Below are 24,550 nucleotides of genomic sequence, written 5' to 3'. Positions count from 1 at the left end.
CGCGGGGGCCGCGCGAGACCTGTGAAGGCCCCACAAAGCCGGGTGTGTGATCGCCGTTACCTCTTCACAGGCACGGCGTTGCGGCGTCGACGCATCGGTCGACGGAAATCTCAGGAGATGCGGAGAGGCGACTCGGGTGGACGGAGTTCACGCCGGAGCGGATCGCCCAACAAAACCAATATTGCCTCGGCACGACAGAATGCCGCCACGTCAGCGGTCACAGCTTCACACCCCCGTGTGCTGCTACTCATCGATATGCCGCTGTAGGTTGCAGCACGCTCGATCGGCTGTCAAGCCACAGTGGTGGGGGGAGCGTTGATCAGCGCTATGACCTGGCGCGATTACGTTCCGTCAAGAGTTCGGGTATTTGAAGGCTTAGGTCCGTTTGCTCCTTGCTCCGACCCGCTCCCGACCATCCATCGTGGATGCTTTCGGAACCCCCGAGCCGGACCGAGTTTCCGCGCTTGGCAGGCGACGCATGCTCGTGCATGATGGGCCGCGACCGTGGCGGATGAGTCATGCGCCGAACGCAGTGAATCCATTGTCAAATTGCCATTTATTGCACGGAAATTGATTCACCACGGTCTTCTTATTGTTCTCGGGGGAGGATGGCACAGACGTGTCCCAGTTGACCAAAGAGTCCACAGCACGGACGTATTCTCGGCGTCGATCGCTGGCATTGACCGCCGCAGCGCTCATCGGCGCTGCCGGCCTCGTGGCACCGCTGCCCGCGTCTGCCGCGCAGGCGGCGACCGACGCCTTCAGCTGCACCGGAGCGGCGGCGTTCTTCAACTCGGCAACGACCGGGACGCTCTCCCGTCGCCAGTACAGCACCCCCGGGCGGGACGGCGGCGTCTTCACCGCCGCCACCACTGTCGGGCCTGCCGGCTGGCAGACGTTCGGCCGCCTGCTGGGTGGGCCGGACGGGCGGGTCTACGGCATCAACTCGACCGGGCTCAACCGCTACCGATGGACGGGCAGCGACTGGGAACCCGTCGACGGCAAGCAGAGTTGGATCATCAGTACGAGCTTCACGAACTACGCGACGGCCAACTTCCGCGACAAGATCACTGTGGACCAGATCGGCGACTTCTACGCCGTCGACGCCCAGGGCAAACTGCGCTGGTACCGGTTCAACGAGTCGACGCGGAAATGGACCATCGACGCCCGCGTCATCGACACCGGCTGGGACCGGTACAACCTGATCGTGGCCGGCGCCCCGGGCACCCTCTACGGCCGAACGTCAGACGGCAAGCTCTACCGACACCGGTTCGACCCGGCGAGCCAACGCTGGATTCTCCGTGACCGCCTGGTCGGCCCGAGCGGCTGGCAGACATTCACCAAGGGGCTCTTCTCCGCCGGCGGGGACACGCTCTTCGGCATCGACAGCGCCGGTAATCTGCTCCAGTACCGCTTCCGCGAGGACAACCTGTCCTGGGCGCTGACCAGTGACAAGATCGGCACCGGATGGGCCGGCTTCCCGAACGTCCTCACCACCACCAACACCTGCCGGCAGGGGGCGATCACCGGCCCCGCGCTGCCCGCCACTCCGGCGCGGCAGAACGCCCCGTTGGCTGTCGTGCAGGCCCCGGCCGCCGGCACCGCGCTCGGCAGCCTCGAGATCGCCTACACCGACAACATCGGTCAACTGCGGCACGGACGCGCGAACCCGGACTCGCTGTACTCGATCCAGTGGTCGCCGGTGCCCGGCACCGAGGCGTACACCGGCAAGCCGTCGCTGGTCTCGGACGCCCAGAGTCGAGTCAGCATCGTCGCCCACGAGACCACAAGCAACGTGGGCTCGCTGACCCAGAAGACGCCGGCCATGCCGGACTGGAACCCGTGGCTCGCCCTCGGTGGGGCGATGCGCTCGGAACCGACGGCCGTCCGGCTCTCCGACGACACCCGCGCGGTCTTCGCCCTGGACGCCGAGGGCGCCCTGTGGCAGCGCCGGCAGGACGGCACGGCCGGGGATCTGTTCCCGTGGACGCCGCTCGGTGGCGCCGGTCTGACCGGTACGCCGGTCGCCGTGCCGGGCGCGGACGGCACAGCAACACTCCTGGTGGCCAACGCGGCCGGCACCCTGCAGGCCGCCACGTACGCCGGTGGCGCGCTGACCTCCGCCTGGACGGGGCTGGGTGGCGTGGGCTTCGTGGACACGCCGAGCGTGGTGACACTGCCCGGCCGTCGCCTGATGGTGTTCGCCCGGCACACCGACGGAGCGGTCAAGAGCCAGTTGCAGAACATCGACGGCAGCTGGCCCGGCACCTGGAACGCGGTGGGAGACAGCGGTATCACGCCGGTCGGCTCCCCGACCGCGGTCCTGAGCCCCAACACCGGCCGTGTCTCGGTGTTCACCCGCACGGCCGACGACACCATCCAACACAGCCGACAGACCGCCGCGGGCTCCACCGCCTGGGGCAACTGGGCCACGGCGACGGTAGCGGACGAGACCTATCCGACCGACCCGACGGCATTCGTCTTCCAGAACTCCAATGGTTTCCGACTCGGTTTCGTGAGCCGGACCGCCAACGGTTCGGTTCGGCTCTACGACACTGACGAGTCCGCTGCCTCGCTCGCCACCCGGGCCGCCCCGGCCGCGGGCATCTCGTTCACCAGGCAGGAGATCCCGCAGCCGCGCGACAACTGACCAGGATCGGGCCGGCGGCCGTCGGGGCGACACGCCCCGACGGCCGCCGGGGCTCGTCCACTCGGCCTCGGATGGGGGTGCAGGTGGCGGCGGAGGAAGCAGCCGAGGTTCCGGGAGACCCGTGCCAACCTCAGCCGCGCCCGGCCAGCGGGATCACCGACCGGTTCGTGCCGTCGTAGCTGCGGGCGGCGGCGAAGTCGCCCGTCGGGCGTTGCCCACCGGTCACGGCACGAGCCAGCCGCAGGTCCGCGTTGCGGAACCGCAGGGCCAGGCTCAGGTGCGGCACCCACGCGTCGGGCGCATGCCACGGGCGGTGGCCGTCGGCCTCGGCGAGAACGTCCCAGACGGCGGCGTGCAGCGCGGTCAACGACGCGGTGGGTCGGACGAGCCAGACCAGTGGGGCGCTACCGTCGAGGACGACGACCCGGTCGAGCGTCACCGGCACCGGCAGCGCGGCGTCGAACAGCTCGGCCAGGCGGTGCTCGACCCCCGGCGGGAACTCGTCGACGGCGGCGAGGGTGAGGTGCGGCCGGTTGGTCGGGTGGATGTTGCGGGCCAGACTGGGCAACCCGGCGGCGGCCAGCCGACCCCAGACGGCCCGGACCGTGACCTCCAGCCCAGGCGAGCAGACCAGTTCCACGGTGCGCACGCGCCTACGCTAGCCGGCGGCCCTCCTGCTCGGCGGACGCCACCGAAGTCAGAGCCAGCCGTTGTCCCGGGCGGTGCGCACCGCCTCGGCCCGGTCGGCGGCGCCGAGCTTCTGCACGGCGGCGGAGAGGTGGTTGCGCACGGTTCCGGTGGACAGGTGCACCCGACGGGCGATCACCGCGACCGGGGCTCCGACCTCCACCAGCCGCAGCGTCTCCAGTTCCCGAGGGGTCAACGGGCACGGGGGCAGGGTCAACGCGTCGGCGGCCAGCGACGGGTCGACGTAGCGCCCTCCGGCGTGCACCCGCCGGATCACGTCGGCGAGCGCCCCACCCGGCGAGCCCTTGGGCAGGAACCCTCGGGCGCCGGCGGTCAGCGCCTGGCGCAGGTGCCCGGGGCGACCGTGGCCGGTCAGCACGACCACGGCGCAGTCGGGTCGGACCCGGGTCAGCTCGGCGGCTACCGCGATGCCGTCCAGGCCGGGCATCTCCAGGTCCACCACTGCCACGTCCGGGCGGTGCGCCAGCGCCGCGGTGACGGCCGTCTTCCCGTCGGCGGCGTGTGCCACCACCTCGATGTCCGGTTCCAGGGCGAGCAGCGCGGCGACGGCTACCCGGATCAGGTCCTCGTCGTCGGCGAGCAGGACGCGGATCACGACGGCGCCGGCACTGTGGCTTCGAGGGTGAAGATCGCGTCCTCCCGGCGTACCCGCAACTCGCCCCCGGCAGCGGCGAGCCGGTCGGCCAGCCCGCGCAGGCCGTGGCTGTGCGCGTCCGGGCCACTGTCGTCGGCGCCGTCGTTGGCCACCGTCATCCTGGCCACGTCATCCTCCCGATCGATGCGGATCCGGCACCAGTCGGCCCGGCTGTGCCGCAGCACGTTGGTGCTCGCCTCGCGCAGCACCGCCGCCAGCTCGATGGCGGCCGGCTGCGGCAGGTCCGCCGGCAGTGGCAGAACCGTGCACCGCACCCCGCAGGAGCGCAGCACCCCCACCACCGCCGTGAGCTGTTCGTCGAGGTCGACGGCCCGGTAGCCGTGCACTGTCTCCCGTACCTCGCCCAGCGCGGAGGCGGCCAACCGTTGCACCTCGGCGGCTTCCCGTCCGGCCCGCTCCGGGTCGACCGGGGCGAGCCGGGCGGCGAGTTCGGCCTTCAACGCGATCACCGTGAGGCGGTGCCCCAGGACGTCGTGCACGTCGCGGGCGAAGCGCAGCCGTTCCTCGGCGGCGGCCAGCCGGGCCTGGGCGGCCTGACCCTGCCGGGCCTCCACGAGCAGGTCCCAGAACCAGACCTGGAACCCGTTGACGGCGGCCACTGCCGCGCCGATCCCACCGGTCACGGCGAGGTGGCGCGGAACGGAACCACCGGTCCACCAGGCCACCGCGACCGCCACCGCCAGGACGCCGACAGCGACCGCCAGCGCGGCCCGCCACCGCACCAGCAGCGGGGTCATGCCGATCAGCGCCGCACCGAGCCAGGCCCAGGTAGGCCACCTGCCCGCTGCCACCGGGCCCACCAGCGGAACTGTCAGCACCGCCACCCCGATCAGGCTCAGCTCGGCCCGACGCCGCCAGCGCGGGTCGAGCCACGGCGTCACGGCCCCGTACAGCACGACGGTCTGGGCGAGCACGAAGGCGAGGATGCCGAGCGCGCCGAGTGTCACCCGGCCCGGGTCGGGCTCGCGGGTCAGGCCGACCGCCGGCAGCAGAACGCTCGCCCAGACGCCGGTGGCCAGCGACACCAGCGTCGCCCGCCGGGCGCGGCGCAGCCGGCGGTCCGCCCGGGGAGTCACCGCCTCGCTCGCCACGCACCGATCCTAGGACCGCCCGGCGCAGGTCCACCCGTGCGAACTGTCACGGTCGGGCCGTGCGGTCCGCACGGTTTTCCCGTGACGAACGGGTCTGCCGGCCACACCGGGGGCACCGGCAGGGTCGAGGCATGGAAAACACCCGGATGTACGCGGACAGCCTCACCGCCGTACCGTCGCCCGCGCCAGTGCCCACCGACGAGCCGGCCCCCTCGGCCCCGACACCGACCAGCGCGGCACCGACCGCCGCGGCACCGGCCAGCAGCAGGCGGCGGCTGCTGTGGCACCTGGGCGAGATGGCGCTGGCGATGGTCGCCGGGATGCTGCTGCTCGGGCCGTTGTGGGGGCTGGCCGGCGCCGCCCTGGGGGTCGCCGACACGCTCGCCCGGCCGGAGGTCGCCGCACTGGTGATGGCCACGAACATGACCGTCGGGATGACGGTGTGGATGCGCTACCGGGCGCACCACTGGCGTGGGGTCGTCGAGATGGCCGCCGCGATGTACGTGCCCTTCCTCCTGCTGCTGGTGCCGTGGTGGGCGGGCCTGCTGGGTGCCGACGCCCTGATGCTCGGCGGTCACCTGCTGATGGTGCCCGCCATGTTGCTGGTGGCGGTGCGCCATCGGCACGAGACGCCGGTGGCGGTACGCCGGCACCCGGTCGTGGTGGCGCTCGCCCACCGCTGGCCGGCCGGGTTGGCGCTGCTGCTGACCGTGGACATGTGGGTCGACCCGGGCGTGCTCAGCCCGTGGACGATGCTGGTGCTGCCCGGCGGTTACCTGGTGATCGGCATGGCCCGTCGCACGCTGGGTGGGCCGGGCGTGCTCGCCACCCAACTCGCCGGTCTGGCCATCTGGGTCGCAGTGACGCTGGTCGCGGTGCTGGCCGGCGGGCGGGCCGCCGACTGGCTGGTGGCGTTCGGGTGGTTGGCGCACGCCGGCTGGGACGTGGTGCACCACCGCAACCGCCGGGTGGTGCCGCGCGGCTACGCCGAGTTCTGCGTGGTGCTCGACGTGGCCCTCGCCGCGGTGATGGTGCTGGCCATCCTGACCACCGACGCCTGATCGAGGCCCCCGTCGGGATCGCGGAACAGCCGCAGCACGGGCTCGGGGACAGCTCTTGTGGCGGTCGCCGCAACGGCCCGGACGGCGTGATGAAAGGCTTGGCACATGAGTTCCGCACCTGCACAGCACGACGCACCTATCGACGCCACCCCGGACGGCACCGACGAGGTGAGCGCCTTCACCGAGCTCGGGCTCCGCGCCGAGCTGCTGGGCGCGCTCGCCGCCCTCGGGTACGAGGAGCCGACCCCCATCCAGCGGGAGGCTATCCCACCGCTGCTGGAGGGTCGGGACCTGCTGGGTCAGGCGGCCACCGGCACCGGTAAGACGGCTGCGTTCGCGCTGCCGCTGCTGAACCTCATGGCGGCACACCGCCAGGGCGGCGACCCGGTGGCGCTGGTGCTGGTGCCGACCCGGGAGCTGGCGGTGCAGGTCTCCGAGGCGTTCCACCGCTACGGCAAGGACCTGGGCGCGCGGGTGCTGCCGATCTACGGTGGCCAGCCGATCGGGCGGCAGTTGCGGGCACTGGACAGCGGTGTCGACGTGGTGGTGGCCACCCCCGGGCGGGCCCTCGACCACATCGCCCGGGGCACGCTGCGCCTGGGCGGGCTCGCCACGGTGGTGCTCGACGAGGCCGACGAGATGCTCGACATGGGCTTCGCCGAGGACATCGAGGCGATCCTGGAGCACGCTCCGAGGCAGCGTCAGACGGTGCTCTTCTCGGCCACCATGCCCTCGCGCATCGACGGGATGGCCCGCCAGCACCTGCGCGAACCGGTCCGGATCGAGATCGGCCGGGAGCAGCAGGTCGCGGGTGAGGCGCCCCGGGTGCGGCAGAGCGCGTACATCGTGACCCGGGCGCACAAGCCGGCCGCGTTGGGTCGGGTGCTGGACGTGGAGTCCCCGACCGCGGCGATCGTGTTCTGCCGCAGCCGGGAAGAGGTCGACCGGCTGACCGAGACGATGAACGGTCGCGGCTACCGCTCCGAGGCGCTGCACGGTGGCATGAGCCAGGAACAGCGCGACCGGGTCATGGGCCGGCTGCGGGCCGGCACCGCCGACCTGCTGGTGGCGACCGACGTGGCGGCCCGTGGGCTGGACGTCGAGCAGCTCACCCACGTGGTCAACTACGACGTGCCGTCCGCCCCCGAGTCGTACGTGCACCGGATCGGCCGGGTGGGTCGGGCTGGCCGCGAGGGCGTGGCGATCACCCTCGCCGAGCCGCGTGAGCACCGGATGCTCAAGACCATCGAGCGGGTGACCGGCCAGCGGATCACCATCGACAAGATTCCCACGGTGGCCGACATGCGGACCCGGCGGCTGGAGCTGACCCAGGCGGCCCTGCGGGAGAGCCTGCTGGAGGACGATCTCGACCCGTTCCGGGTGATCGTGGAGACGCTGACCGACGAGTTCGACCTGATGGAGGTCGCCCTCGCCGCGGTGAAGCTGGCCCACGAGGTGACGTCGCCGGGCTCCGACGACGAGGAGGAGATCCCGCAGGTTCCGGTCCGTGGGCCGCGCGAGGGTCGACCGGAGGCCGGCGGCCGGGGCGGCGACCGGCGGGGCGGGGGCCGGCCGCGCTCCGGCGGCGGCAACACCGTCCAGGTCTTCGTCGGCCTGGGTCGACGCGCCGGGGTGCGGCCGCAGGATCTGGTCGGCGCGATCACCGGGGAGACCGGGATCCGTGGTCGGGACATCGGTTCGATCGAGATCGCCGACCGGTTCTCACTGGTGGAGGTGCCGCAGGGGGTGGCCGACGAGGTCATCTCCGGGTTGCGCTCCAGCACGATCAAGGGCCGCAAGGCCACTGTGCGCCGCGACCGCGGCGGCGACGAGCGCTGAACACGGCGTCGGCGACCGCCGGAGTACGACGGTCGCCGACGACCTGGCCCGGCGAGGCGGCGGAAGGAACGTGAGCACTCGCCGCCCGCCGGTGTCAGCCGATGTTCGCGTTGAGCACGTTGTTGGCCCCGGCCAGCGACGCGCCACCGGAGCGGTGGTCGTACGCCCGCATCACGTTGGTGCTGACGATCCAGTTGTTGCTGGTGCCGACCGTCATGATCGGTCGGTCCTGGCGGCGGGGCGTCGCGTCGTCGTAGAACTGGTTGCCGATCACCTGGCACATGTCGGCGTCACGGCCGAGGATCCCGTTCGCGCCGTTGTCGTGGATGTCGAGCCCCATGATCCGGGTACGTCCGGATGAGGAGACCTCGATGCCGTTGGTGGCGTTGCGCCACAGCCGGCCGCCGATGAACTGGGTCCCCCAGACCTGCCGCAGGTCGGCGCCGTTTCCGGTGCCACTCGTGCCGTTCGACTCCAGGTAGACGTTCTGGAAGATGTTCCGATGGGCGGGTTCCCGCAGTTCCACGCCGTTGCCCCGGCAACCCCAGACATGCAGGTTGTCGAAGAAGCAGGCGCTGTCGAGCAGCCGTATCCCGGTCTGGCACTCACCGACCCAGACGTTGAGGAACTCGTTGTCGTACGCGACCTTGTTCACCAGGATGCCGACGCCGAGGCAGTCCTCGATGTTGATATCAGTGATCTTGTTGGCGTGGGCGCTGGTCTCCGCGTCGGTGCCGAGGAACTCGATGGCGTGGCTGCCCGAGTTGCCGAAGTGCAGGTGGTGGAACGTCGACCGGGGGCCACGGACGGTCAACAGCACGTTGGAGGTCCGCATGCCGTAGAAGTGCACGTTGGAGATCTGGTTGTACTTACCGCTCGAGACCAGACGACCTGTGTAGCCCGGGGCCGGCTGGATGATCGCCGCGCCGATGTTCTCGCCGGTCCAGGTCACACTCGTCGGGAAGCGGATCTCCGATCCGAGACCGAGTGCGCCCACCGGTTGGAAGATCTCCCCGCCACCGGCCGGCAGCAGGTTCAGCGCGGTGGTGACCTTGTCCGACTCGTCACTGCCGTCGAGCCGGCAGCCGATCCGGGGGTCCCGGAGGCTGAGCGGGGCCTCCCGCACTGTCGTGACGGGCGGCGATCCCGCCTGTTCGGCTCCGGCGAGGGTGGCCACCGTCGTCGCCACCGCGGCGCCCGCCCCGCCGGCGAAGAGCACCCGCCGTCCCAACCGTCGGCCCGGTGGATCTGACCGTTGTGGCGCTGCCGGCGGTACCGCACCAGGTGCGCTCACGATCGGTTCCATACCTCTCCCCCGTTGAGTGCCACCTCGGCCGGCGGGCAGACTCTACTGTGCATTGTCGCGTGCTGGCCGACCCGGATCAGAGGGCGTACGGGCCGAAACGACCCCAGGCCACCACCGCGGCGAGGACGAGCAGCACAGCGCAGGTGAGCGCGCCCTGGATCTCGGTGCGACGTCCCTCCCGGGTGGTCTGCTGCTGACGGGCGCGCAGGTGCACCAGGAGGCCGCCGATCATGACGATGACCAGCCCGACGGCGGCGAGCGGGGTGAGCACCGTGGCGATGCCGGTGGCAGCGGGCAGCACGAGCCCGGCGGCGGCCAGCAACTCGACAGCGCCGAGCGCCTTGACCTGTGACGGCGGCACCGGGTCCACCCACCGCATCACGTCGCGCAACTTCTCCTTGGGCTGGCTCAGCTTGGCCAGTCCGACGCCGGCGAAGACGGCGGCGAGCAGGATCTGAATGATCCAGAGCACCACGTTCACGGGGGTTCCTCCAGGGGGCCGCCTAGCGGCGGAGAGGCGGTTGACGGTGCAGACGAGACAGTAGACCTTCCCCCGCGTACCGAAGGGGCCCCCGCCGTCGGAAGACGGCGGGGGCCCGGATGGCCGGAGTGTCAGACCGCGAAGAGCGCCGGACCGTCTAGCGTCTTCACGTCGGCCGGGCGCAGCGCCAGGGCGAGCACGTCGGCCACGTCGGCCAGGGTGTGCACTGTCAGCGCTTCGCGCACCTCGGTCGGCAGGTCGTCCAGGTCGGGCTCGTTACGCGCCGGGATGATCACCTCGGTGAGGCCGGCCCGGTGCGCGGCGAGCAGCTTCTGCTTCACCCCGCCGATCGGCAGCACCCGACCGGAGAGCGTCACCTCACCGGTCATCCCGAACTCGGGGCGGACCGGGCGACCGGTGACCAGCGACGCCAGGGCCGTGACCATGGTGATGCCGGCGCTCGGACCGTCCTTGGGCACCGCGCCCGCCGGGAAGTGGACGTGGATCCGGCGTCCCGCGAGAGCGTTCGGGTCGATGCCGAACCGCCGCCCGTTGGAGCGCAGGTAGGAGAGCGCGATCTGCGCGGACTCCTTCATCACGTCACCGAGTTGGCCGGTCAACGTCAGCCCCGGCTCGCCCTCCATGCTGGTCGCCTCGATGAAGAGCACGTCCCCACCGGCGCCCGTGACGGCCAGGCCGGTGGCCACGCCGGGCACTGCGGTGCGCTCGGCCGACTCCGGGGTGAACTTCGGCCGACCCAGGTAACCGGTGAGGTTGTCGGTGCCCACGCGGGCCGGCGTCGGGTCCGTCGCCAGCGTCACCGCCACCTTGCGCAGGATCTTGGCGAGGGCCCGCTCGAGCTGCCGGACGCCGGCCTCCCGGGTGTACTCCCCCGCGATCAGCGCGATCGCCTCGTCGGCGACGCTGACCTCGTCGACTGTCAGCCCGGCCCGCTCCCGCTGCCGGGGCAGCAGGTGGTCGCGGGCGATGGCGACCTTCTCGTCCTCGGTGTACCCGTCCAGGGTGACCAGCTCCATCCGGTCCAGCAGGGGGCCGGGGATGGACTCCACCACGTTGGCGGTGGCCAGGAAGAGCACGTCGGACAGGTCGAGGTCGACCTCCAGGTAGTGATCCCGGAAGGTGTGGTTCTGCGCCGGGTCGAGCACCTCCAGCAGGGCGGCGGCCGGGTCACCGGCGTAGCCGGCGGCCAGCTTGTCCACCTCGTCGAGGAGCACTACCGGGTTCATCGAACCGGCCTCGCGCAGCGCGCGGACGATCCGACCGGGCAGCGCCCCCACGTAGGTGCGCCGGTGCCCGCGGATCTCCGCCTCGTCGCGGACACCGCCGAGCGAGACTCGGACGAAGTTACGCCCGAGCGCCCGCGCCACGGACTCGCCGAGGCTGGTCTTACCCACTCCGGGAGGACCGGCGAGGGCGAGCACCGCACCGGAGCCGCGACCGCCGACCACACCGAGGTTGCGCTCGGCGCGCCGGTTGCGCACCGCCAGGTATTCCAGGATGCGGTCCTTGACGTCGGCCAGGCCGGCGTGGTCGGCGTCGAGCACCGCCCGGGCCGCGGCCAGGTCGGTGTTGTCCTCGGTACGCGTGCCCCACGGCATCTCGAGCACGGTGTCCAGCCAGGTTCGGATCCAGCCCGCCTCCGGGGAGGCGTCGCTGGCCCGCTCCAGCTTGCCGACCTCGCGCATGGCCGCCTCGCGTACCTTCTCCGGCAGCTCGGCGGACTCGACGCGGGACCGGTAGTCGGCGGAGCCGTCCGGCTCGTCCTCGCCCAGTTCCTTGCGGATCGCGGCGAGCTGCTGGCGCAGCAGGAACTCGCGCTGGGACTTCTCCAGCCCCTCCCGGACGTCACTGTTGATCTGCTCGGTGACCTCCTGCTCGGCCAGGTAGTCCTTCACCCAGCCGACAAGCAGCTCCAGCCGGGCGGTGACGTCCGGCGCGGCGAGCAGCTCGGTCTTCTGCTCCAGCGTCAGCCAGGGCGCGTAACCGGCCGAGTCGGCCAGCTCGGAGAGGTCGGTCATCCGCTCCACCGCGTCGATGACCTGCCAGGCGCCCCGCTGCTGGAGCACGGAGGTCACCAGGGCGCGGTACTCGCGGGCGAGTTCCCGGGCCCGACCGGCGTGGGCGGGTTCGTCGAGTTCGGTCGCCTCGACCCAGAGGGCAGCGCCGGGGCCGGGCACGCCGGAGCCGATCCGGGCCCGGGACAGGCCACGGATCACGGCGGCGGGCTCGCCCTCGGGCAGCCGGCCGACCTTCTCGATGGTGGCGACCACGCCCACCGGGCCGTACTCGCCGTCGATGCGCGGCACGGCCAGCAGCTTGCGGTCGCCGGTCGCACGCGCCGCGTCGATCGCGGCCTGGGTGGTGGGGTCGAGGGTCACCGGGATGACCATGCCGGGCAGCAGCACGGCGTCGGTCAGGGGAAGTACCGGAAGAGTTGCCATCGAACACCTGCTATCGCGTTGAGTTGAGCGTGTCTCACTCAAGTAACAAAGCGTTCCCCTTGTTCCGGCCTGTGACCCAGACCACTCCTGCGCCCGGTCCGTCGGGTCGCCCGAGACCGGCGGACGACCCGACGAGGCACCTCAGGTGAGCTTGCTCTTCACCGTGTTCACCACCGAGCCGGCCACCCCCGGATTGGTGCCGTAGAGGCGGGGGTCACCCGGAGGCAGCACCGGTTCCGGCGCGTTCGCCCGCGGGTTGTCGTCGTAGCGGAACTCGCCCTTGCCGTCCGGCGAGGGCCCGGACGCCCAGCGCCCCTGGGCGGCGTCGGTGCCCGAGGAGAAACCCAGATAGGTGTAGCCGTACTCCGCGGTGAACTCGCCCGAGTCCGGGAAGGCCTCCGGCACCGGCATCTCCTCCAGCCCGTCCTCCCTGAGCTGCTCGATCGCCGCCAGCCACATGTTCTGGTGCATCGTGTCGCGGGCCAGCAGGAAGCGCAGCATCTGCTTGACGCCCGGATCGTCGGTCATGTGGAACAACCGGGCGACCTGGAGCCGACCCTGCGCCTCGGCGGTGACGTTGAGCTGGAAATCGGCCAACAGATTGCCGCTGGCGGTGATGAACACGCCGTTCCAGGGCACCCCGTTGGAGTCGGTGGGCAGGGCTCCACCACCGCCGTGGATGAAGTGCGCCGGGTTCTCACCGGCGTACGTCGCGGCACCTCCGGGGTCCTCCGCGATCCCCTCGGTCAGCGACAGCGGCGCGTTGTCCAACAGCCGGGTGATCATCGTGACGATCATCTCGACGTGGCCCATCTCCTCCGTGCCGACGTCGAGCAGCAAATCCTTGTACTTGCCGGGCAGCCGGCAGTTCCAACCCTGGAAGAGATACTGGTTGGCGACCGTCATCTCGCCCCACTTGCCGCCCAGCACCTCCTGCAACCGGCGGGCGAACGCCGCGTCCGGGCCGTCCGGTTTGGCCTCGAACTGCAGATCCTTGACGTGGCTGAACATTCAACCTCCTCGGTACCGACAACAGGTAGCGAGGCCGTTCCCACCCCGATGACCCGAGCGGGCCAACCGGTGTCCCGCCCGGGTCAACGCAGCGGTCGTCCCATCGGCAGCACCACCTCCAGCGCCACTCCACGCGGCCGCAGCCGGTGCGCCCGCAACGCTCCCCCGTCCGTCGCGACGAGCTGCCGCGCGATCCACAGACCCAGACCCGACATCCCGACGGCGGGCGCCGGACGTCGCAGCGCGACCAGCAACGCGTCGTCGATGCGACCCTCGTCGGTGACCAGGATGCTCAGGCGGGCGCCGCGCACTGTGGCGTAGAGCCCGACCTGCCCGTCCGGCGGCCCGTGCCGCAACGCGTTCTGCACCAGGTTGACCAGCACCTGTCGGGTGCGTCCGGCCGGCACCGGGCAGGAGGCCGCCCGCCGGGTGGCCCGCGCCCGCCGACGGCCCACCGGCACCAGCGCGGCGGCCTCCCGCAGGATGCCCGACAGCGCGACGGCCGGCTCCGGATGCGCAGTCGGCGTCAGCACTGCGGTGCCGGCGGTCGCGTCGCGCAGCAGACTCTGCAGGTGGGCGGCCTGGTCGCGGGCCAGCTCACTGAGCGCCCGCCGGTCGTCCCCGGTCAGCTCGCGACGCTCGTCGGCCAGCGCGCGGGTCAGCGACGTCAGGGTGCTGATCGGCGTCCGGAACTCGTGGCACAACACCCGCAGCAGCAACTCCGGATCGGCCGCCGCCGGTCGCCGCTCACCCGGTGTCGGCCCATCGGGGCGCAACCCTCGCAGCAGGTCGCGCAAACCGTGCCGTACGCGCATGCACCCGACTCCTCCCGTTCGGTGCGAACCCGCATGATCGGTACCCGCTGGGGAACGGCGCAGACATGCCGGGAGCCTCCACCTTGCGACTCGTCGTCGTGGACGATCACCCCCTTTTCGTCCGCGGCCTGGAGTTGCTGCTCCCGGTCACCACAAACGGCCGCGTCGCTGTGGTCGCCTCGACCGGCGACGCCGCCGCGGCAGCGGCCCTGATCAGCAACTGCCGCCCCGACCTGGCCCTGGTCGACCTGCACATGCCGCCGCCCGGCGGCATCCGGGCGGTGGCCGCCATCCGGCGGACCACCCCACGGGTACGGGTGGTCGCGATGTCCGGTTCCACCGACCCCGGGCCGGCCGTGGAGGCGCTGCGGGCCGGTGCCGAGGGGTTCCTGCCCAAGACCAGCGAAGCGGAGGAACTACTGCCGCCACTGCTGGCGATCCTCGACGGCTGGGCGGTGCTGCCGGCAGAACTGCTGCGCGCCATGCTGCGGTCCACGCGCCCCGCGCCCGTCGACCTGGACGGCGAGGAACAGAGGCTGCTGCGGGCGATCGCCGCCGGCCGCAGCACCGTCGACATCGCCGAAGAACTGCACGTCTCCGAACGGACGGTGAAACGGATGACCGCCACGTTGCTACGCAAGTTGCGGGTCTCGAACCGGGCCGAGGCGGCTGCCGTCGCCGGCCACAGCGGCATCCTCGGGGAATGAAGCTCCGACACCGAACCGATTCACGGTTTTGCTCGGTAACGGAATCGCGACGCGCCGAATGAATGGAAGGCATATTGTTGCGGATTACCGGGGTGGTAGGTCAGACTTTGGACACATCCCGCCGCACACAGGGAGTAATCGGCAATGGCGAGAAAAGTAATCACGGTTCTGACCGACGACCTCGACGGTGGGAAGGCCGACCGGACGGTCGAGTTCAGCCTCGACGGCGTGGCCTACACGATCGATGTCTCCGACGAGAATGCCGGCGTCCTGCGCAAGGCGCTCGATCCGTACATCAATGCGGGTCGGCGGATCGGGCGCGGCCCGGTGGAGAGCGCCCGTTCCGTCCGACGGCCGGGACGACCCACCGGTGCGGGAATGGATCGGGAGCAGAACCGGGCCATCCGGGAATGGGCCGTCAAGAACGGCTACAAGATATCCGAGCGCGGCCGCATCCCGGTTGAGGTCGTCGAGGCGTACAAGAGCCGCTGACGCGACTCGACGGGGCCCCGCCGCAAACGGCGGGGCCCCGTCGTCTGTCCGGGCACCCGTTGCGATGCGGCGGCCGGCCACCCCGGGTTGTCGCCCCGGGTGGCCGGCCGCCGTTGGTACGTCAGGTCAGTTGACGTCGATGCGCACCGAGTCGAAGGCGGGGGTCTGGTTGGCCCGCTCCATCATCGGCAGGCGGTGCGAGCCGTCACCGGCCCAGACCGAGCACTGGGCGGTGCCGGACTCCGGCAGGCCCGGAATCTGGATCGTCACCTCGTCGGGCTGGGCGCCGCCGCGGCCGTCCTCCGTCGCGACGAAGAACGCGGGCACCTCCTGCGGCTCCGGCGGAGCGGTCAGGCTGTCCAGCATCCGGCAGGCGGTGTGGAAGTGACCGCGGACCAGGCCCTGGTCGTTGAGGAGCGAGCTCTCCACGTAGTAGCCACCCTGACCGGCGGCCAGGAAGCGGTCCCGGACCAGGTTGCGGGTGCTGACCCGCAGGGTGAAGGGCTGGTTCTGCCCGACCTGCTCGGGGAACTGGGTGATCAGCAGCGACGGGTTGTTGGCCGCCGCGCCGACCTCACCGAACTCGGTGCTCACGCAGCGGTTGCCGTTCTGGAAACCGTCGTGCGGCTGGAGCCGGCTCTCCTCGCAGTCGTTGGCGAGCACGCCGAGCCCGGCGCCGGGCGCGGTGCCGCCGCCGTTGTTGCCACCGCCGTTGTTGCCGCCACCGGGGGTGGTGGTCGGCGTGCTGCCGCCGCCGTTGTTGCCGCCCGTGCCGCCGGTGGGCTGCACCTGGCACTCGGCGAGCTGCGCGAGGCCCTGCGGCCGGGGTCCGGCCCGGTCGATGGCGGTCGTGATCCGGTCCAGCACGGCGCGGCGCTTGCCGGCCAACGGCTGGAGGATCGCGTTGCGGATGAACGCCTCACCCTTGTTGCCCTCGGCGGCGAGGCGGCGGTCCGCCTCGGCGATCTGGGTCTGCAACTGGGCGAGGTTGCGGTCCACCTCGGCCCGCGCCCGGTCCGGCACCTGCGGCAGTTTGGCGGCCACGTCCGGACAGGCGATCGCCGTGCCGGTGCCCACCGTGCCGTCCTTGCCGTCCTCGCACTCGGGGACCGACTGCTGTCCGTCACCCCAGTGATTACGCACCCACCGACCGTTCTGCCAGGTCCGGCTGGTCGAACCGCCACCGGTCGGCGCGGTCGCGCCCGGGCTCGGCTCCACGCACTGCCCGGAAGCCGGACGTGGCTTATTTGTCCGCCGGTCCTGGGCCGACGAAATCTGAGTCACGGCGACAACTCCGCCGAAGACCGCGAGCGTGCCGACAACTGCCAGCAGACGCTTGCTCCGCGCGTTGCCGGAAGGCCGGCGCGCCCGAGTGGACCTGCGCATCGAATTGCTCTCCTTCTCGATCCGGTAGTGGATTTCTGCCCTCGGCGGACCGACGGATGTGAGGTGGCACGCCGCGGTGGCGACCCACCGTGACCTACCCGGTAATGCGTCGATGGCCGACGATGCCCTTTCCGCACCGTCTCCCGCGCCCGGTGGACGCGGATGGGGAGATCCTGTTCATTCGCGCAGGAGTACGGGGCGGCGGCCGGGAAGGTTCAACAGACGCACAGGAAATTGCCGCGACCCGACACGGAGCCGGTGCGGAGCAGGGATCAGCAGGTGAGACGGGCGCTGGTCAGTCGGCGCAGAGGTGGTCGAAGGCGAACCCGCCGACCAGTTCGTGGCGGCGCTGGCTCAGCGCGGCGATCTGCGCGGTCCACTCGGCACGCGGCAGCAGGTCGGCGCCGACGTTGTCCCGCAGTCGTTCCCCCACGGCGACGGCGGCGAGATCCTCCGCCAGCCGGGCCGCGTCGATGCCGCAGGAGAAACGGTGTTCGGTCACCGCGACCTGCTCGATGAGGCACGCGTCGGGGCGTACCTGCACCCAGCTCCACCCCTGTGCCGGCCCGTCCACCCAGCGCACGTGCAGGCCCCGCACGATCGGGTCGGCCACCTGCCCGGCCACGTACGCCTCGACCGCAGCCGCGCGGGTCAGCGCGCCGAGGTCGTTGACCGGCCCGGTACGCCCGTCCGGCAGCCGGCCCAGGATGTCCCGGAAGCCCACCGGCTGCGGTTCGGTCCCGGCGTCGGTGGCCCCGCCCGCGGCGTAGGCGCGCGCGTCGATCACGTACTCGACCAGGCGCCGGCCGTGCTCGGCGGCGCTCAACGTGGGCGACCCGATCCGCAGAACCGGTAGACCGACGGCCGCGCTCACGGCGTCCGTGAGTCGCTGTACGCGCTGCTCCGCCGAGCCGGGTGGCGGCACCGGGCCGATCTGCACGGCGACGACCGGACGGCCGGTGTCGGCGGTGTAGACAACGAAATCGAAGCTGGCACGGCTCGCCGAGGTCCACTGGCTGCCGGTCACGCCGGGTGGGCGGCCCTGGACCAGATCAGTGAGCCGTCGTGCCGCCAGGACCCGGTGACCAGCGCGGCTGAGCAGCGCGTCGAGCCCCGTCCCGGCGGGCATCGCCCGCAGCCCACCGCGGTCGTCGCTCCCGATGCTCGTCATCTGTGTGATCCATCCGCCGGTCGGTCGAGCCGGGCCGAGTCTAGGTGGTCGATCATGGGCCACCGAGTTCAGATGTGACGCGGATCACAGCTGCGCCGACGTTCCAGGGATGGCCCCCGGGTGTATCCAGCCACCGCCGGTACCGGACCGGCCCGGAGGTGACCATGTCGCGACAGCAGTTCGGCTTCCTCGCCGGGTTCCTCGCCGTGGCGGTCTGGGCGCTCGCCGGCGTCGGCGTGGCCGCCCTCGCCGTGCTCGCCGGCCTGCTCGGCTGGCTGGTCGTCCGGGTGCTCGACGGCGACCTCGCGGTGACCGGTCTCGGCGACCGCCGCGCCGACGCTCGGCGACGCCGATGACCACCCGCCCGTCCGCGGGGACGAACCCCCGCACCGGGCTGGCCCCCGCGACGACCGGTCCGGAGCGCCGCCCGGGTGACACCGCGGAGGTCGCGCGGATCGCGGTGCGGGCGGCCAGCCTCGTGCCGGGCGTGTCCGTCGTCCGCCCGGCGGCGGTCCGCCTGGATGACCGCTCCGTCGGCCTCGACCTGCACCTGATCACCTGGTACGGGCACAGCGTGCCGACGATCGCCGAGGCCGTCCGGGCGGTGGTCACCGACCGGGTGGCCGCCCAGACCGGCCTCAGCGTGGCGGTGGTGACAGTCACAGTGGACGACCTGCTCGTCCCCGGCGTCGACTCCTCCGGCGTCGGCACCGCCAGGCCGCAGGACGGCTGAGATGCGCACCGTCAACCGGGTCGCCTCGTTGCTGCTGGCCACCGCACTGCTCCTCGGTGGCGCGGCGGCGGCCGTCCAGGCGTTGCTGCTCACCGCGCGTCGACCGACACCGCTTCACACGAGCGGCTGGTTGGACGCGCTGAGCGGCACCCGGTGGCGCGACCCCACCGTCCGGGCGGTGGCCGGCGGGGCCCTCCTACTGGGACTGGCCATTCTCGTAGCCCAGCTGCGCCGCTGGACGCCGGTCCGCCTGCGCGCCGACGAGCGCGACGGCTGGTACCTGCACCGGCGCAGTGTGGAACGGCGGCTCGCTGACGCCGCCAGCGCGGTGCCGGGCGTGCGCCGCGCCCGGGTCCGGGTCCGACGGCGGGGCGGCCAGTGGCGCCCCCGGGTCCGCGCTTCTGGCGACCCGGCGGCCCGAGCGGAGATCGAGTTCGCGGTGCACCAGGAGTTGCGCCACCTCACCGCACCCCGCCCCGCCCGGATCGACGTCCGGCTGCTGCCTCGGCGACGGCCGGCGTGACCAACGCCGGGCACCGACTGCTGTGGACGATCATCGCGCTGCTGCTGGTCGCGGGCGGCGCGGCGGCGCTGACGGCCAGCCTCGGCACGTTGCCCGGCGCCGACCCGGCGGCGGTGCTGCTCAGCGCCGAACTGGTCGACGAGTGGCGCAGGGCCGCGCCGTGGAGCACCCTGGCCGCGGCCGTCGCCGGGGCGCTGGCCGCGCTGGCCGGGCAACGCCTGCTGGCCCGGGAGCTGCGGGGCCCGGACGGCACGCTGCGGGGCACCCTCAGCCACCCCGGCCGCCGGCCGGGCCGGACCCGGCTGGCCACCGACGTTCTCGCCGACGCACTGGTACGCGACCTGACCGGCAACCCCTGGGTACGCCGGGCCCGGGTGGTGCTCACCGGCGCGCCACCGCACCCCGACGTGTGGATCAGGGTGGACCTCACCGCCGACGCGCCGACCGCCGGCGTACGCGAGCACGTTCGCGCCGCGGTCCGCCGATTCGCGGCCACTACCGACTGCCAGCCCGCGCACCTCGACGTGACCGCCCGCATCGAGCCCGGCCACCCCTGACCTCCGGCACCGACCCGAGGGGGATGATCGGGACGGGCGGCGAACGGAGGTACGTGGTGCGGGTGGTGTCGCTGGTGCCGTCACTGACCGAGGCGGTGGCGCTGACAGTGCCGGGCGGGTGCTGCTGAACGTGGAGGAGAACCGCCGGGCCGACGCGGAGGCGCTGCGGTGACGTGCTGCGCCGCCTCGGCGTGGTGAACACCTACGACGAGCACCCCGACCGTTATCCCCGGCCGACCCCCACCGAGCTGCGCGAGCGGGAGCCCGACCTGGTGGTGCTGCCCGACGAGCCGTACCGGTTCACCGCCGACGACGGGCCGGAGGCGTTCCCCGGCGTACCGTGCGCCCTGCTCTGCGGCAGGCACCTCACCTGGTACGGCCCATCGCTGGCAGATGCGCCCGCGCTGCTGGCCGACCAGCTGTCCCGGACGGTGCTGGTCGACTGACCACGACCGCGGCCCGACCGTCGAGACGCGCCGCGGTGGCTCAGCTGGCGGGGCGGCGGCGGGCGGCCAGGATGCTGGCGCCGATGGAGGCCGCCAGGGTCAACACCACCACGGCCAGGGTCAACCAGACCGGCAGCTTGCCCGCCGGCGTCTCGGCGAGAATCAGCTTCAGCCCGGCGAAGGCCAGCAGCAGCGCGAGCCCGTACCGCAGGTAGCCGAAGTGTCGCAGCAGGCCGGCGAGGCAGAAGTAGAGGCTGCGCAACCCCAGGACGGCGAACGCGGTGGCCGTCCAGACCAGGAAGGTGTTGGTGGTGATGGCGAGAATCGCCGCCACCGAGTCGATGGCGAAGACCACGTCGGTGGCCTCGATGGCGACGAGCGCCACCAGCAGCAACGTCGCCACCCGTCGGCCGGCCACCCGGGCGGTGAACCGGTCGCCGTGGTAGCGGGCGTCGGTCGGCGCCAACCGCCGGAACAGCCGGAGCACGACGTTGCGATCGGGGTCGACGTCCGGTTTTCCGCGTACCGCCAGCCGCCAGCCGGTCCAGATCAGGAACGCGCCCAGCACGAACCCGGCCCAGGCGAGCCGGTCCAGCAGCTCGGCACCGGCGAAGATGAACAGCAGCCGGAAGACGAGCGCCCCCACCACACCCCAGAACAGCACCTTGTGCTGGTAGCCCGGCGGCACCTGGAAGTAGCCGAAGAGCAGCGCGAAGACGAACACGTTGTCCACCGAGAGCGCCTTCTCCAACAGGTAGCCGGAGAAGTAGGCGATGGCCGGGTCACCACCGAGGCCCCACCAGACGACGAACCCGAACAGCAGACCCGCGCCGATCCAGACGGCGCTCCACAGCAGCGCCTCGCGGAGCTCGATGACGTGGTTGTCCCGGTGCAGGAGCACGTCCAGGGCGAGCAGCACCGCGATCACCGCGCCGACCGCCGCCCAGGCCCACAGCGGGACCACGACCGTCGCCTCAGCCACCGACGCCCTCCGCATCGACCACCGCGCACCGCCCGTCAATCAGGCCGGCCGGCCCCTTTCCGAGCCTAGGTGAATGCCTGACCCGGCATCGGGCGCTCCACCGAAGTCGGGTCGGGCACCAGTTCGGCGATAGTGCAGTCGCGAGCGGCAACGGTGGCTGAGGCTCGGGATGGGCGCAGCTCCCGCTCAGGCGACCGGCATCACCTGGCCGGGGTCGCAGACCGTGTCGTCGGCGTCGTAGGCGATCGCATTGGTCACCCGCACGACGCCGCTGACCTGCCCCGCGAGCCGACCGGCGAGGTCGACGGCGGAGCGGCGGTCCAGCCGGCCGGCCAGGGACACGTCACCTCCGGATCCGTGGTGAGCGCCGGGGCGGTCATCAGGTCGCCGGCCAGCAGGGCCGCGCTCCTGCCCCCACCTGCCAGGTCCTCATCACGGCCTCCCTCTCCTGGTCCATCTCGGACGCTACGACCCGGCGCCGACGGTCGTCAGGGCCGCCGGACCGGGCCTCAGGGGGTCGAACGTCCCGGGCCGTTGCGGTCTGTCGGCCCTGCCGCCGAGGACGCCGTGGGCGTCCACTGGAGATGCCACCGGGAAGCGCGGTGCGAAGCTGAGAAGGGACGTGGAGACCATGACCGCGACGATCGAGCGAGTCACCGCCGAGAACGCCGCTGCGAGGGCCGGCACCGCTCACGAGCGGGCCGTGCGGTACATCCTGGCCGGCACCCGGCTGGCACTCGGTTGGATCTTCCTCTGGGCCTTCATCGACAAGATGTTCGGCCTCGGGATGGCCACCGAGTCGAAGAACGCCTGGATCAACGGGGGCAGCCCGACCAAGGGATTCCTGACCTTCGGCGTGACCGGCCCGTTCAAGGATCTCTACGCCGGGATCGCCGGTGCCGCCTGGGCGGACTGGCTCTTCATGGTCGGCCTGGCCGGCATCGGTGTCGCGCTGCTGCTCGGCATCGGCATGCGGGTCGCCGCCGTGGCAGGTGGGCTGCTGCTGGTCATGATGTGGACCGCCGTCCTGCCTCCGGAGAACAACCCCTTCATGGACGACCACCTGATCTACGCGGCGGTGCTGGCGGTCCTGGCGCTGGTCAACGCCGGCGACACCTGGGGCCTGGGCCGGGTGTGGGCGGGGCTGCCGATCGTCCGGCGGATGCCCTGGCTGCGGTGAACGCCGCCCGGTGGGCGTCACCAGCACCGGTGACGCCCACCGGGGCGTCGCCTGACCACCCGGGCCGGCAGCGCCACCGGGACCGCCGGTGCGCGACCGGCGGACGGGCCCGCTGAGCAGGTTGCGGGTCCGCCGCACATCGGTGAGGGGTGATCCGGCAGGATCGACGATGACCGGACACATCACCCAACACGGCAGGAGATCCCCGCATGACCCAGGCAGCAGGCGCCCAGTCGGGCAAGCCCGAGGTTGGTCCGATCGAGGGTGCACCGCCGGCCGACCTCGTGATCGAGGACATCACCGTGGGCGACGGCCCGCAGGCCGAGCCGGGCCAACTGGTCAGCGTGCACTACGTTGGCGTGTCGCACTCGACCGGCGGCGAGTTCGACTCGTCGTGGGGCCGGGGCGAGGCGTTCGACTTTCCGCTCGGCGGCGGTCACGTCATCGCCGGCTGGGACCAGGGCGTCGCCGGCATGCGCGTCGGCGGTCGCCGCCGCCTGATCATCCCGCCGCACCTGGGGTACGGCGACCGGGGTGCCGGCGGCGTCATCAAGCCGGGCGAGACGCTGGTCTTCGTCGTCGACCTGCTCGGCGTGAGCTGACCTATTGCCGGGGTCGCCGGCCCACGCCGGCGGCCCCGCGTCCGGGTGCGAGGGTGCGAGCCCACCTCGCCGTCGGGGTCAGGCGGCCAGTTGCAGGTCCGTGGTCACGAACGCCGGGCGACGCGCGGCCTCGATCGGCGAAGTCAGCTCCAGAATCGGCATCACGCGGTGCAGCCCGCTGACGCGCAACACCCGCGCCACCACCGGGCTCGGGTCGACCAGGACCAGCTCGCCACCGCGGGCCCGCACGCGCAGATGCGCGGCGAGCAGCGTGCGAACGCCGGCGGCGGAGAGCAGCCGCAGCCCGGACAAGTCCAGTTGAAGCACCGGGCGGGCCGGTGCGGACCACAGCGCGGACCGGAACGCGGCCACCGTTGCGATGTCGATCTCGCCGGCCACCCGCACGAGGACCATCTGGTCACCCACGCTGACCTGCACGTCCAGCCGGTCGCTGTGCTCTTCCATGCTCAGAAATCTAGCCGCCACCACCGACATTTTCGCCGGTCCACGGAGTGATTCCGGGTACGTCCAGGGGCATACCCCGAGGTACCCCACCTCCCCCTCGGGGTGGAGTCAGGGGCCCGCGCGGCACGCCGGGCGGGCGCGGAACCCGGGAGTCGGCCCGCATTCGGGTGGAGAATAGGTCGATGCTGATCCCCCGGCCCCGGCCGCCCCGGCTGATCCGCCCCGTCCGCGAGCCGGCGACCAGCCCTCCGGCGCTGGCCGGGCCGTGGGCCCCCACCGACCGCCGACTCGACGAGGCCGAGTTGCTGCCCCTCCCCGAAGGCGCCGTCGGCCCCGAGGACGTGCTGGTCGACGCCGCCGGTCGGGTGATCAGCGGCGACGAGGACGGCCGGCTCTGGTGGTGGCCGGTCGACGCGCGGGCCGGCACCCCACCCCACCTGCTGGCCGAGACCGGGGGCCGTCCGCTCGGCATCGAGCTGGACCCGTCCGGTGAGGCACTGGTGGTCTGCGACGCGTACCGCGGGTTGCTGCGGGTCACCCCCGACGGCGCGGTACGCGAACTGACCGGAACGGCACCCCCGGTGCACCTGGCCAACAACGCGACGGTGGCCCGTGACGGCACCATCTACTTCACCGACAGCTCCGACCGGTTCCCGGTCTCACACTGGAAGCGGGACCTGCTGGAGCACCGCCCCAACGGTCGGGTGCTGGCCCATCATCCGGGCAGCGGCCACACCGAGGTGGTGACCGACGGGCTGTACTTTCCCAACGGAATCGCGCTGACCCCGGACGAGTCGGCGCTGATGCTCGTGGAGACCAGCACCCACCGCCTGCTGCGGGTCGAGCTCAGCGGCGGCGTGCGGGTCCTCGCCGACCTGCCCGCGTACCCGGACAATCTCGCCTCGGTGGGTGACGGAACGTACTGGATCGCGCTGCCCAGCCCCCGGGTGCCGATCGCCGAACGGCTGCTGCCCCATCCGCGGCTGCGCCAGATCGCCGCCCTGCTGCCGGACGCGATGCAGCCGCAACCACGCCGCTATGGGCTGGTCGCGCTGGTCGACGACGCGGGAACGGTCCGCCGGACGCTGCACGGTCCGAACGGGCACTACTCGATGATCACCGGGGTACGCCAGCACGGCGACCACCTCTGGCTGGGCAGCCTGACCGGGCCCGGGGTGGCCCGCGTACCCCTGGGGTGACGGGCGGCGACAGGGCCGGTCCGCCGTC

The 24,550-nt window shown here is 72.1% G+C and carries 25 protein-coding genes and 1 pseudogene; 13 read left to right on the top strand and 13 right to left on the bottom strand.

Annotated elements, in window-relative coordinates:
- The first annotated feature begins 619 nt into the window (after nt 1-619).
- Nucleotides 620-2,650, top strand: coding sequence for a tachylectin-related carbohydrate-binding protein (locus AB0B94_RS12245; RefSeq protein ID WP_357273556.1), 2,031 nt, complete (start codon nt 620-622; stop codon nt 2,648-2,650).
- 130 nt (nt 2,651-2,780) lie between these two features.
- Here the strand turns inward: AB0B94_RS12245 and AB0B94_RS12240 are convergent, their stop codons facing one another.
- From AB0B94_RS12240 to AB0B94_RS12230, 3 genes are read right to left on the bottom strand one after another with little or no spacing between them, the layout of a single operon-like run.
- A complete protein-coding gene (locus AB0B94_RS12240) occupies nt 2,781-3,299 on the bottom strand; it encodes a 2'-5' RNA ligase family protein (RefSeq protein WP_357273545.1) in 519 nt (172 codons plus the stop codon).
- A 48-nt stretch (nt 3,300-3,347) separates the two neighbouring features.
- Nucleotides 3,348-3,953 (bottom strand): response regulator transcription factor, encoded by a 606-nt coding sequence (locus AB0B94_RS12235; RefSeq protein WP_112673405.1) that lies wholly within the window; start codon nt 3,951-3,953, stop codon nt 3,348-3,350.
- Nucleotides 3,950-5,104 carry a histidine kinase gene (locus tag AB0B94_RS12230; RefSeq protein ID WP_357273528.1) on the bottom strand — a complete coding sequence of 385 codons (1,155 nt, stop codon included), beginning with the start codon at nt 5,102-5,104 and terminating at the stop codon, nt 3,950-3,952. Before AB0B94_RS12230 ends, AB0B94_RS12235 begins: the two co-directional genes overlap by 4 nt.
- Before the next feature lie 131 nt (nt 5,105-5,235).
- Here AB0B94_RS12230 and AB0B94_RS12225 point away from each other — a divergent pair, with 131 nt between their 5' ends.
- Together AB0B94_RS12225 and AB0B94_RS12220 are read left to right on the top strand one after the other, a co-directional pair.
- The gene (locus AB0B94_RS12225) at nt 5,236-6,165 is read left to right on the top strand and encodes a hypothetical protein (protein WP_357273523.1); all 930 of its coding nucleotides are present in this window, start codon (nt 5,236-5,238) and stop codon (nt 6,163-6,165) included.
- Between the two features lie 105 nt (nt 6,166-6,270).
- Nucleotides 6,271-8,004, top strand: coding sequence for a DEAD/DEAH box helicase (locus AB0B94_RS12220; RefSeq protein WP_357273516.1), 1,734 nt, complete (start codon nt 6,271-6,273; stop codon nt 8,002-8,004).
- 94 nt (nt 8,005-8,098) lie between these two features.
- Here AB0B94_RS12220 and AB0B94_RS12215 read toward each other — a convergent pair whose 3' ends face one another.
- The 5 genes from AB0B94_RS12215 to AB0B94_RS12195 all read right to left on the bottom strand — a co-directional run bounded on the left by AB0B94_RS12215 (nt 8,099) and on the right by AB0B94_RS12195 (nt 14,079).
- Entirely contained in the window at nt 8,099-9,298 is a 1,200-nt protein-coding gene (locus tag AB0B94_RS12215; protein ID WP_357273510.1) for a right-handed parallel beta-helix repeat-containing protein, read from the bottom strand.
- Between the two features lie 88 nt (nt 9,299-9,386).
- On the bottom strand, nt 9,387-9,791 hold the full coding sequence (locus AB0B94_RS12210) for a DoxX family protein (RefSeq protein WP_357273506.1): 405 nt from the start codon (nt 9,789-9,791) through the stop codon (nt 9,387-9,389).
- Nucleotides 9,792-9,922: 131 nt separating this feature from the next.
- On the bottom strand, nt 9,923-12,253 hold the full coding sequence (gene lon, locus AB0B94_RS12205; protein ID WP_357273498.1) for an endopeptidase La: 2,331 nt from the start codon (nt 12,251-12,253) through the stop codon (nt 9,923-9,925).
- A 141-nt stretch (nt 12,254-12,394) separates the two neighbouring features.
- Entirely contained in the window at nt 12,395-13,264 is an 870-nt protein-coding gene (locus AB0B94_RS12200; protein WP_357273487.1) for a manganese catalase family protein, read from the bottom strand.
- 83 nt (nt 13,265-13,347) lie between these two features.
- On the bottom strand, nt 13,348-14,079 hold the full coding sequence (locus tag AB0B94_RS12195; RefSeq protein WP_357273479.1) for a HAMP domain-containing sensor histidine kinase: 732 nt from the start codon (nt 14,077-14,079) through the stop codon (nt 13,348-13,350).
- 98 nt (nt 14,080-14,177) lie between these two features.
- Here AB0B94_RS12195 and AB0B94_RS12190 point away from each other — a divergent pair, with 98 nt between their 5' ends.
- The gene (locus tag AB0B94_RS12190; protein WP_357273468.1) at nt 14,178-14,786 is read left to right on the top strand and encodes a response regulator transcription factor; all 609 of its coding nucleotides are present in this window, start codon (nt 14,178-14,180) and stop codon (nt 14,784-14,786) included.
- Between the two features lie 144 nt (nt 14,787-14,930).
- Nucleotides 14,931-15,278 carry an Lsr2 family protein gene (locus AB0B94_RS12185; protein WP_238672224.1) on the top strand — a complete coding sequence of 116 codons (348 nt, stop codon included), beginning with the start codon at nt 14,931-14,933 and terminating at the stop codon, nt 15,276-15,278.
- 126 nt (nt 15,279-15,404) lie between these two features.
- Here AB0B94_RS12185 and AB0B94_RS12180 read toward each other — a convergent pair whose 3' ends face one another.
- Both AB0B94_RS12180 and AB0B94_RS12175 read right to left on the bottom strand, forming a co-directional pair.
- Entirely contained in the window at nt 15,405-16,664 is a 1,260-nt protein-coding gene (locus tag AB0B94_RS12180) for a hypothetical protein (RefSeq protein WP_357273445.1), read from the bottom strand.
- 295 nt (nt 16,665-16,959) lie between these two features.
- On the bottom strand, nt 16,960-17,835 hold the full coding sequence (locus AB0B94_RS12175) for a hypothetical protein (RefSeq protein ID WP_357273436.1): 876 nt from the start codon (nt 17,833-17,835) through the stop codon (nt 16,960-16,962).
- A 164-nt stretch (nt 17,836-17,999) separates the two neighbouring features.
- Here AB0B94_RS12175 and AB0B94_RS12170 point away from each other — a divergent pair, with 164 nt between their 5' ends.
- From AB0B94_RS12170 to AB0B94_RS12150, 5 genes and pseudogenes are all read left to right on the top strand, one after another.
- A complete protein-coding gene (locus tag AB0B94_RS12170) occupies nt 18,000-18,191 on the top strand; it encodes a hypothetical protein (RefSeq protein WP_146754562.1) in 192 nt (63 codons plus the stop codon).
- Nucleotides 18,188-18,568 (top strand): Asp23/Gls24 family envelope stress response protein, encoded by a 381-nt coding sequence (locus AB0B94_RS12165; RefSeq protein ID WP_357273427.1) that lies wholly within the window; start codon nt 18,188-18,190, stop codon nt 18,566-18,568. Before AB0B94_RS12170 ends, AB0B94_RS12165 begins: the two co-directional genes overlap by 4 nt.
- Before the next feature lies 1 nt (nt 18,569).
- The gene (locus tag AB0B94_RS12160) at nt 18,570-19,091 is read left to right on the top strand and encodes a DUF6286 domain-containing protein (RefSeq protein ID WP_357273412.1); all 522 of its coding nucleotides are present in this window, start codon (nt 18,570-18,572) and stop codon (nt 19,089-19,091) included.
- Nucleotides 19,088-19,648, top strand: a complete 561-nt coding sequence (locus AB0B94_RS12155; protein WP_357273405.1) for a hypothetical protein — start codon at nt 19,088-19,090, stop codon at nt 19,646-19,648. The genes AB0B94_RS12160 and AB0B94_RS12155 overlap by 4 nt, the downstream gene beginning before the upstream one ends.
- 167 nt (nt 19,649-19,815) lie before the next feature.
- Nucleotides 19,816-20,094: pseudogene (locus AB0B94_RS12150) on the top strand (helical backbone metal receptor); the annotation flags it as partial.
- A 40-nt stretch (nt 20,095-20,134) separates the two neighbouring features.
- Here the strand turns inward: AB0B94_RS12150 and AB0B94_RS12145 are convergent.
- Entirely contained in the window at nt 20,135-21,058 is a 924-nt protein-coding gene (locus AB0B94_RS12145) for a TerC/Alx family metal homeostasis membrane protein (protein ID WP_357273930.1), read from the bottom strand.
- A gap of 204 nt (nt 21,059-21,262) precedes the next feature.
- A complete protein-coding gene (locus AB0B94_RS12140; protein ID WP_357273398.1) occupies nt 21,263-21,418 on the bottom strand; it encodes a hypothetical protein in 156 nt (51 codons plus the stop codon).
- A 280-nt stretch (nt 21,419-21,698) separates the two neighbouring features.
- On the opposite strand from AB0B94_RS12140, the gene AB0B94_RS12135 reads away from it, so the two are divergent.
- Nucleotides 21,699-22,256, top strand: a complete 558-nt coding sequence (locus tag AB0B94_RS12135) for a hypothetical protein (protein ID WP_357273390.1) — start codon at nt 21,699-21,701, stop codon at nt 22,254-22,256.
- 209 nt (nt 22,257-22,465) lie between these two features.
- Nucleotides 22,466-22,858, top strand: coding sequence for an FKBP-type peptidyl-prolyl cis-trans isomerase (locus tag AB0B94_RS12130; RefSeq protein WP_357273380.1), 393 nt, complete (start codon nt 22,466-22,468; stop codon nt 22,856-22,858).
- Nucleotides 22,859-22,936: 78 nt separating this feature from the next.
- On the opposite strand, the gene AB0B94_RS12125 is transcribed toward AB0B94_RS12130, so the two are convergent.
- Complete coding sequence (locus tag AB0B94_RS12125; RefSeq protein WP_357273371.1) at nt 22,937-23,323, bottom strand: STAS domain-containing protein; 387 nt, start codon at nt 23,321-23,323, stop codon at nt 22,937-22,939.
- A 182-nt stretch (nt 23,324-23,505) separates the two neighbouring features.
- On the opposite strand from AB0B94_RS12125, the gene AB0B94_RS12120 reads away from it, so the two are divergent.
- The gene (locus AB0B94_RS12120) at nt 23,506-24,522 is read left to right on the top strand and encodes an SMP-30/gluconolactonase/LRE family protein (protein ID WP_357273360.1); all 1,017 of its coding nucleotides are present in this window, start codon (nt 23,506-23,508) and stop codon (nt 24,520-24,522) included.
- Nucleotides 24,523-24,550: the final 28 nt, after the last annotated feature.

Origin of the sequence: Micromonospora sp. NPDC048986, assembly GCF_040649335.1 — a bacterium.
Classification (GTDB): Bacteria; Actinomycetota; Actinomycetes; order Mycobacteriales; family Micromonosporaceae; genus Micromonospora; species Micromonospora alfalfae.
Note: the sequence above shows the minus strand (reverse complement) of the source record. Positions and strands in the feature narration are given on the sequence as shown.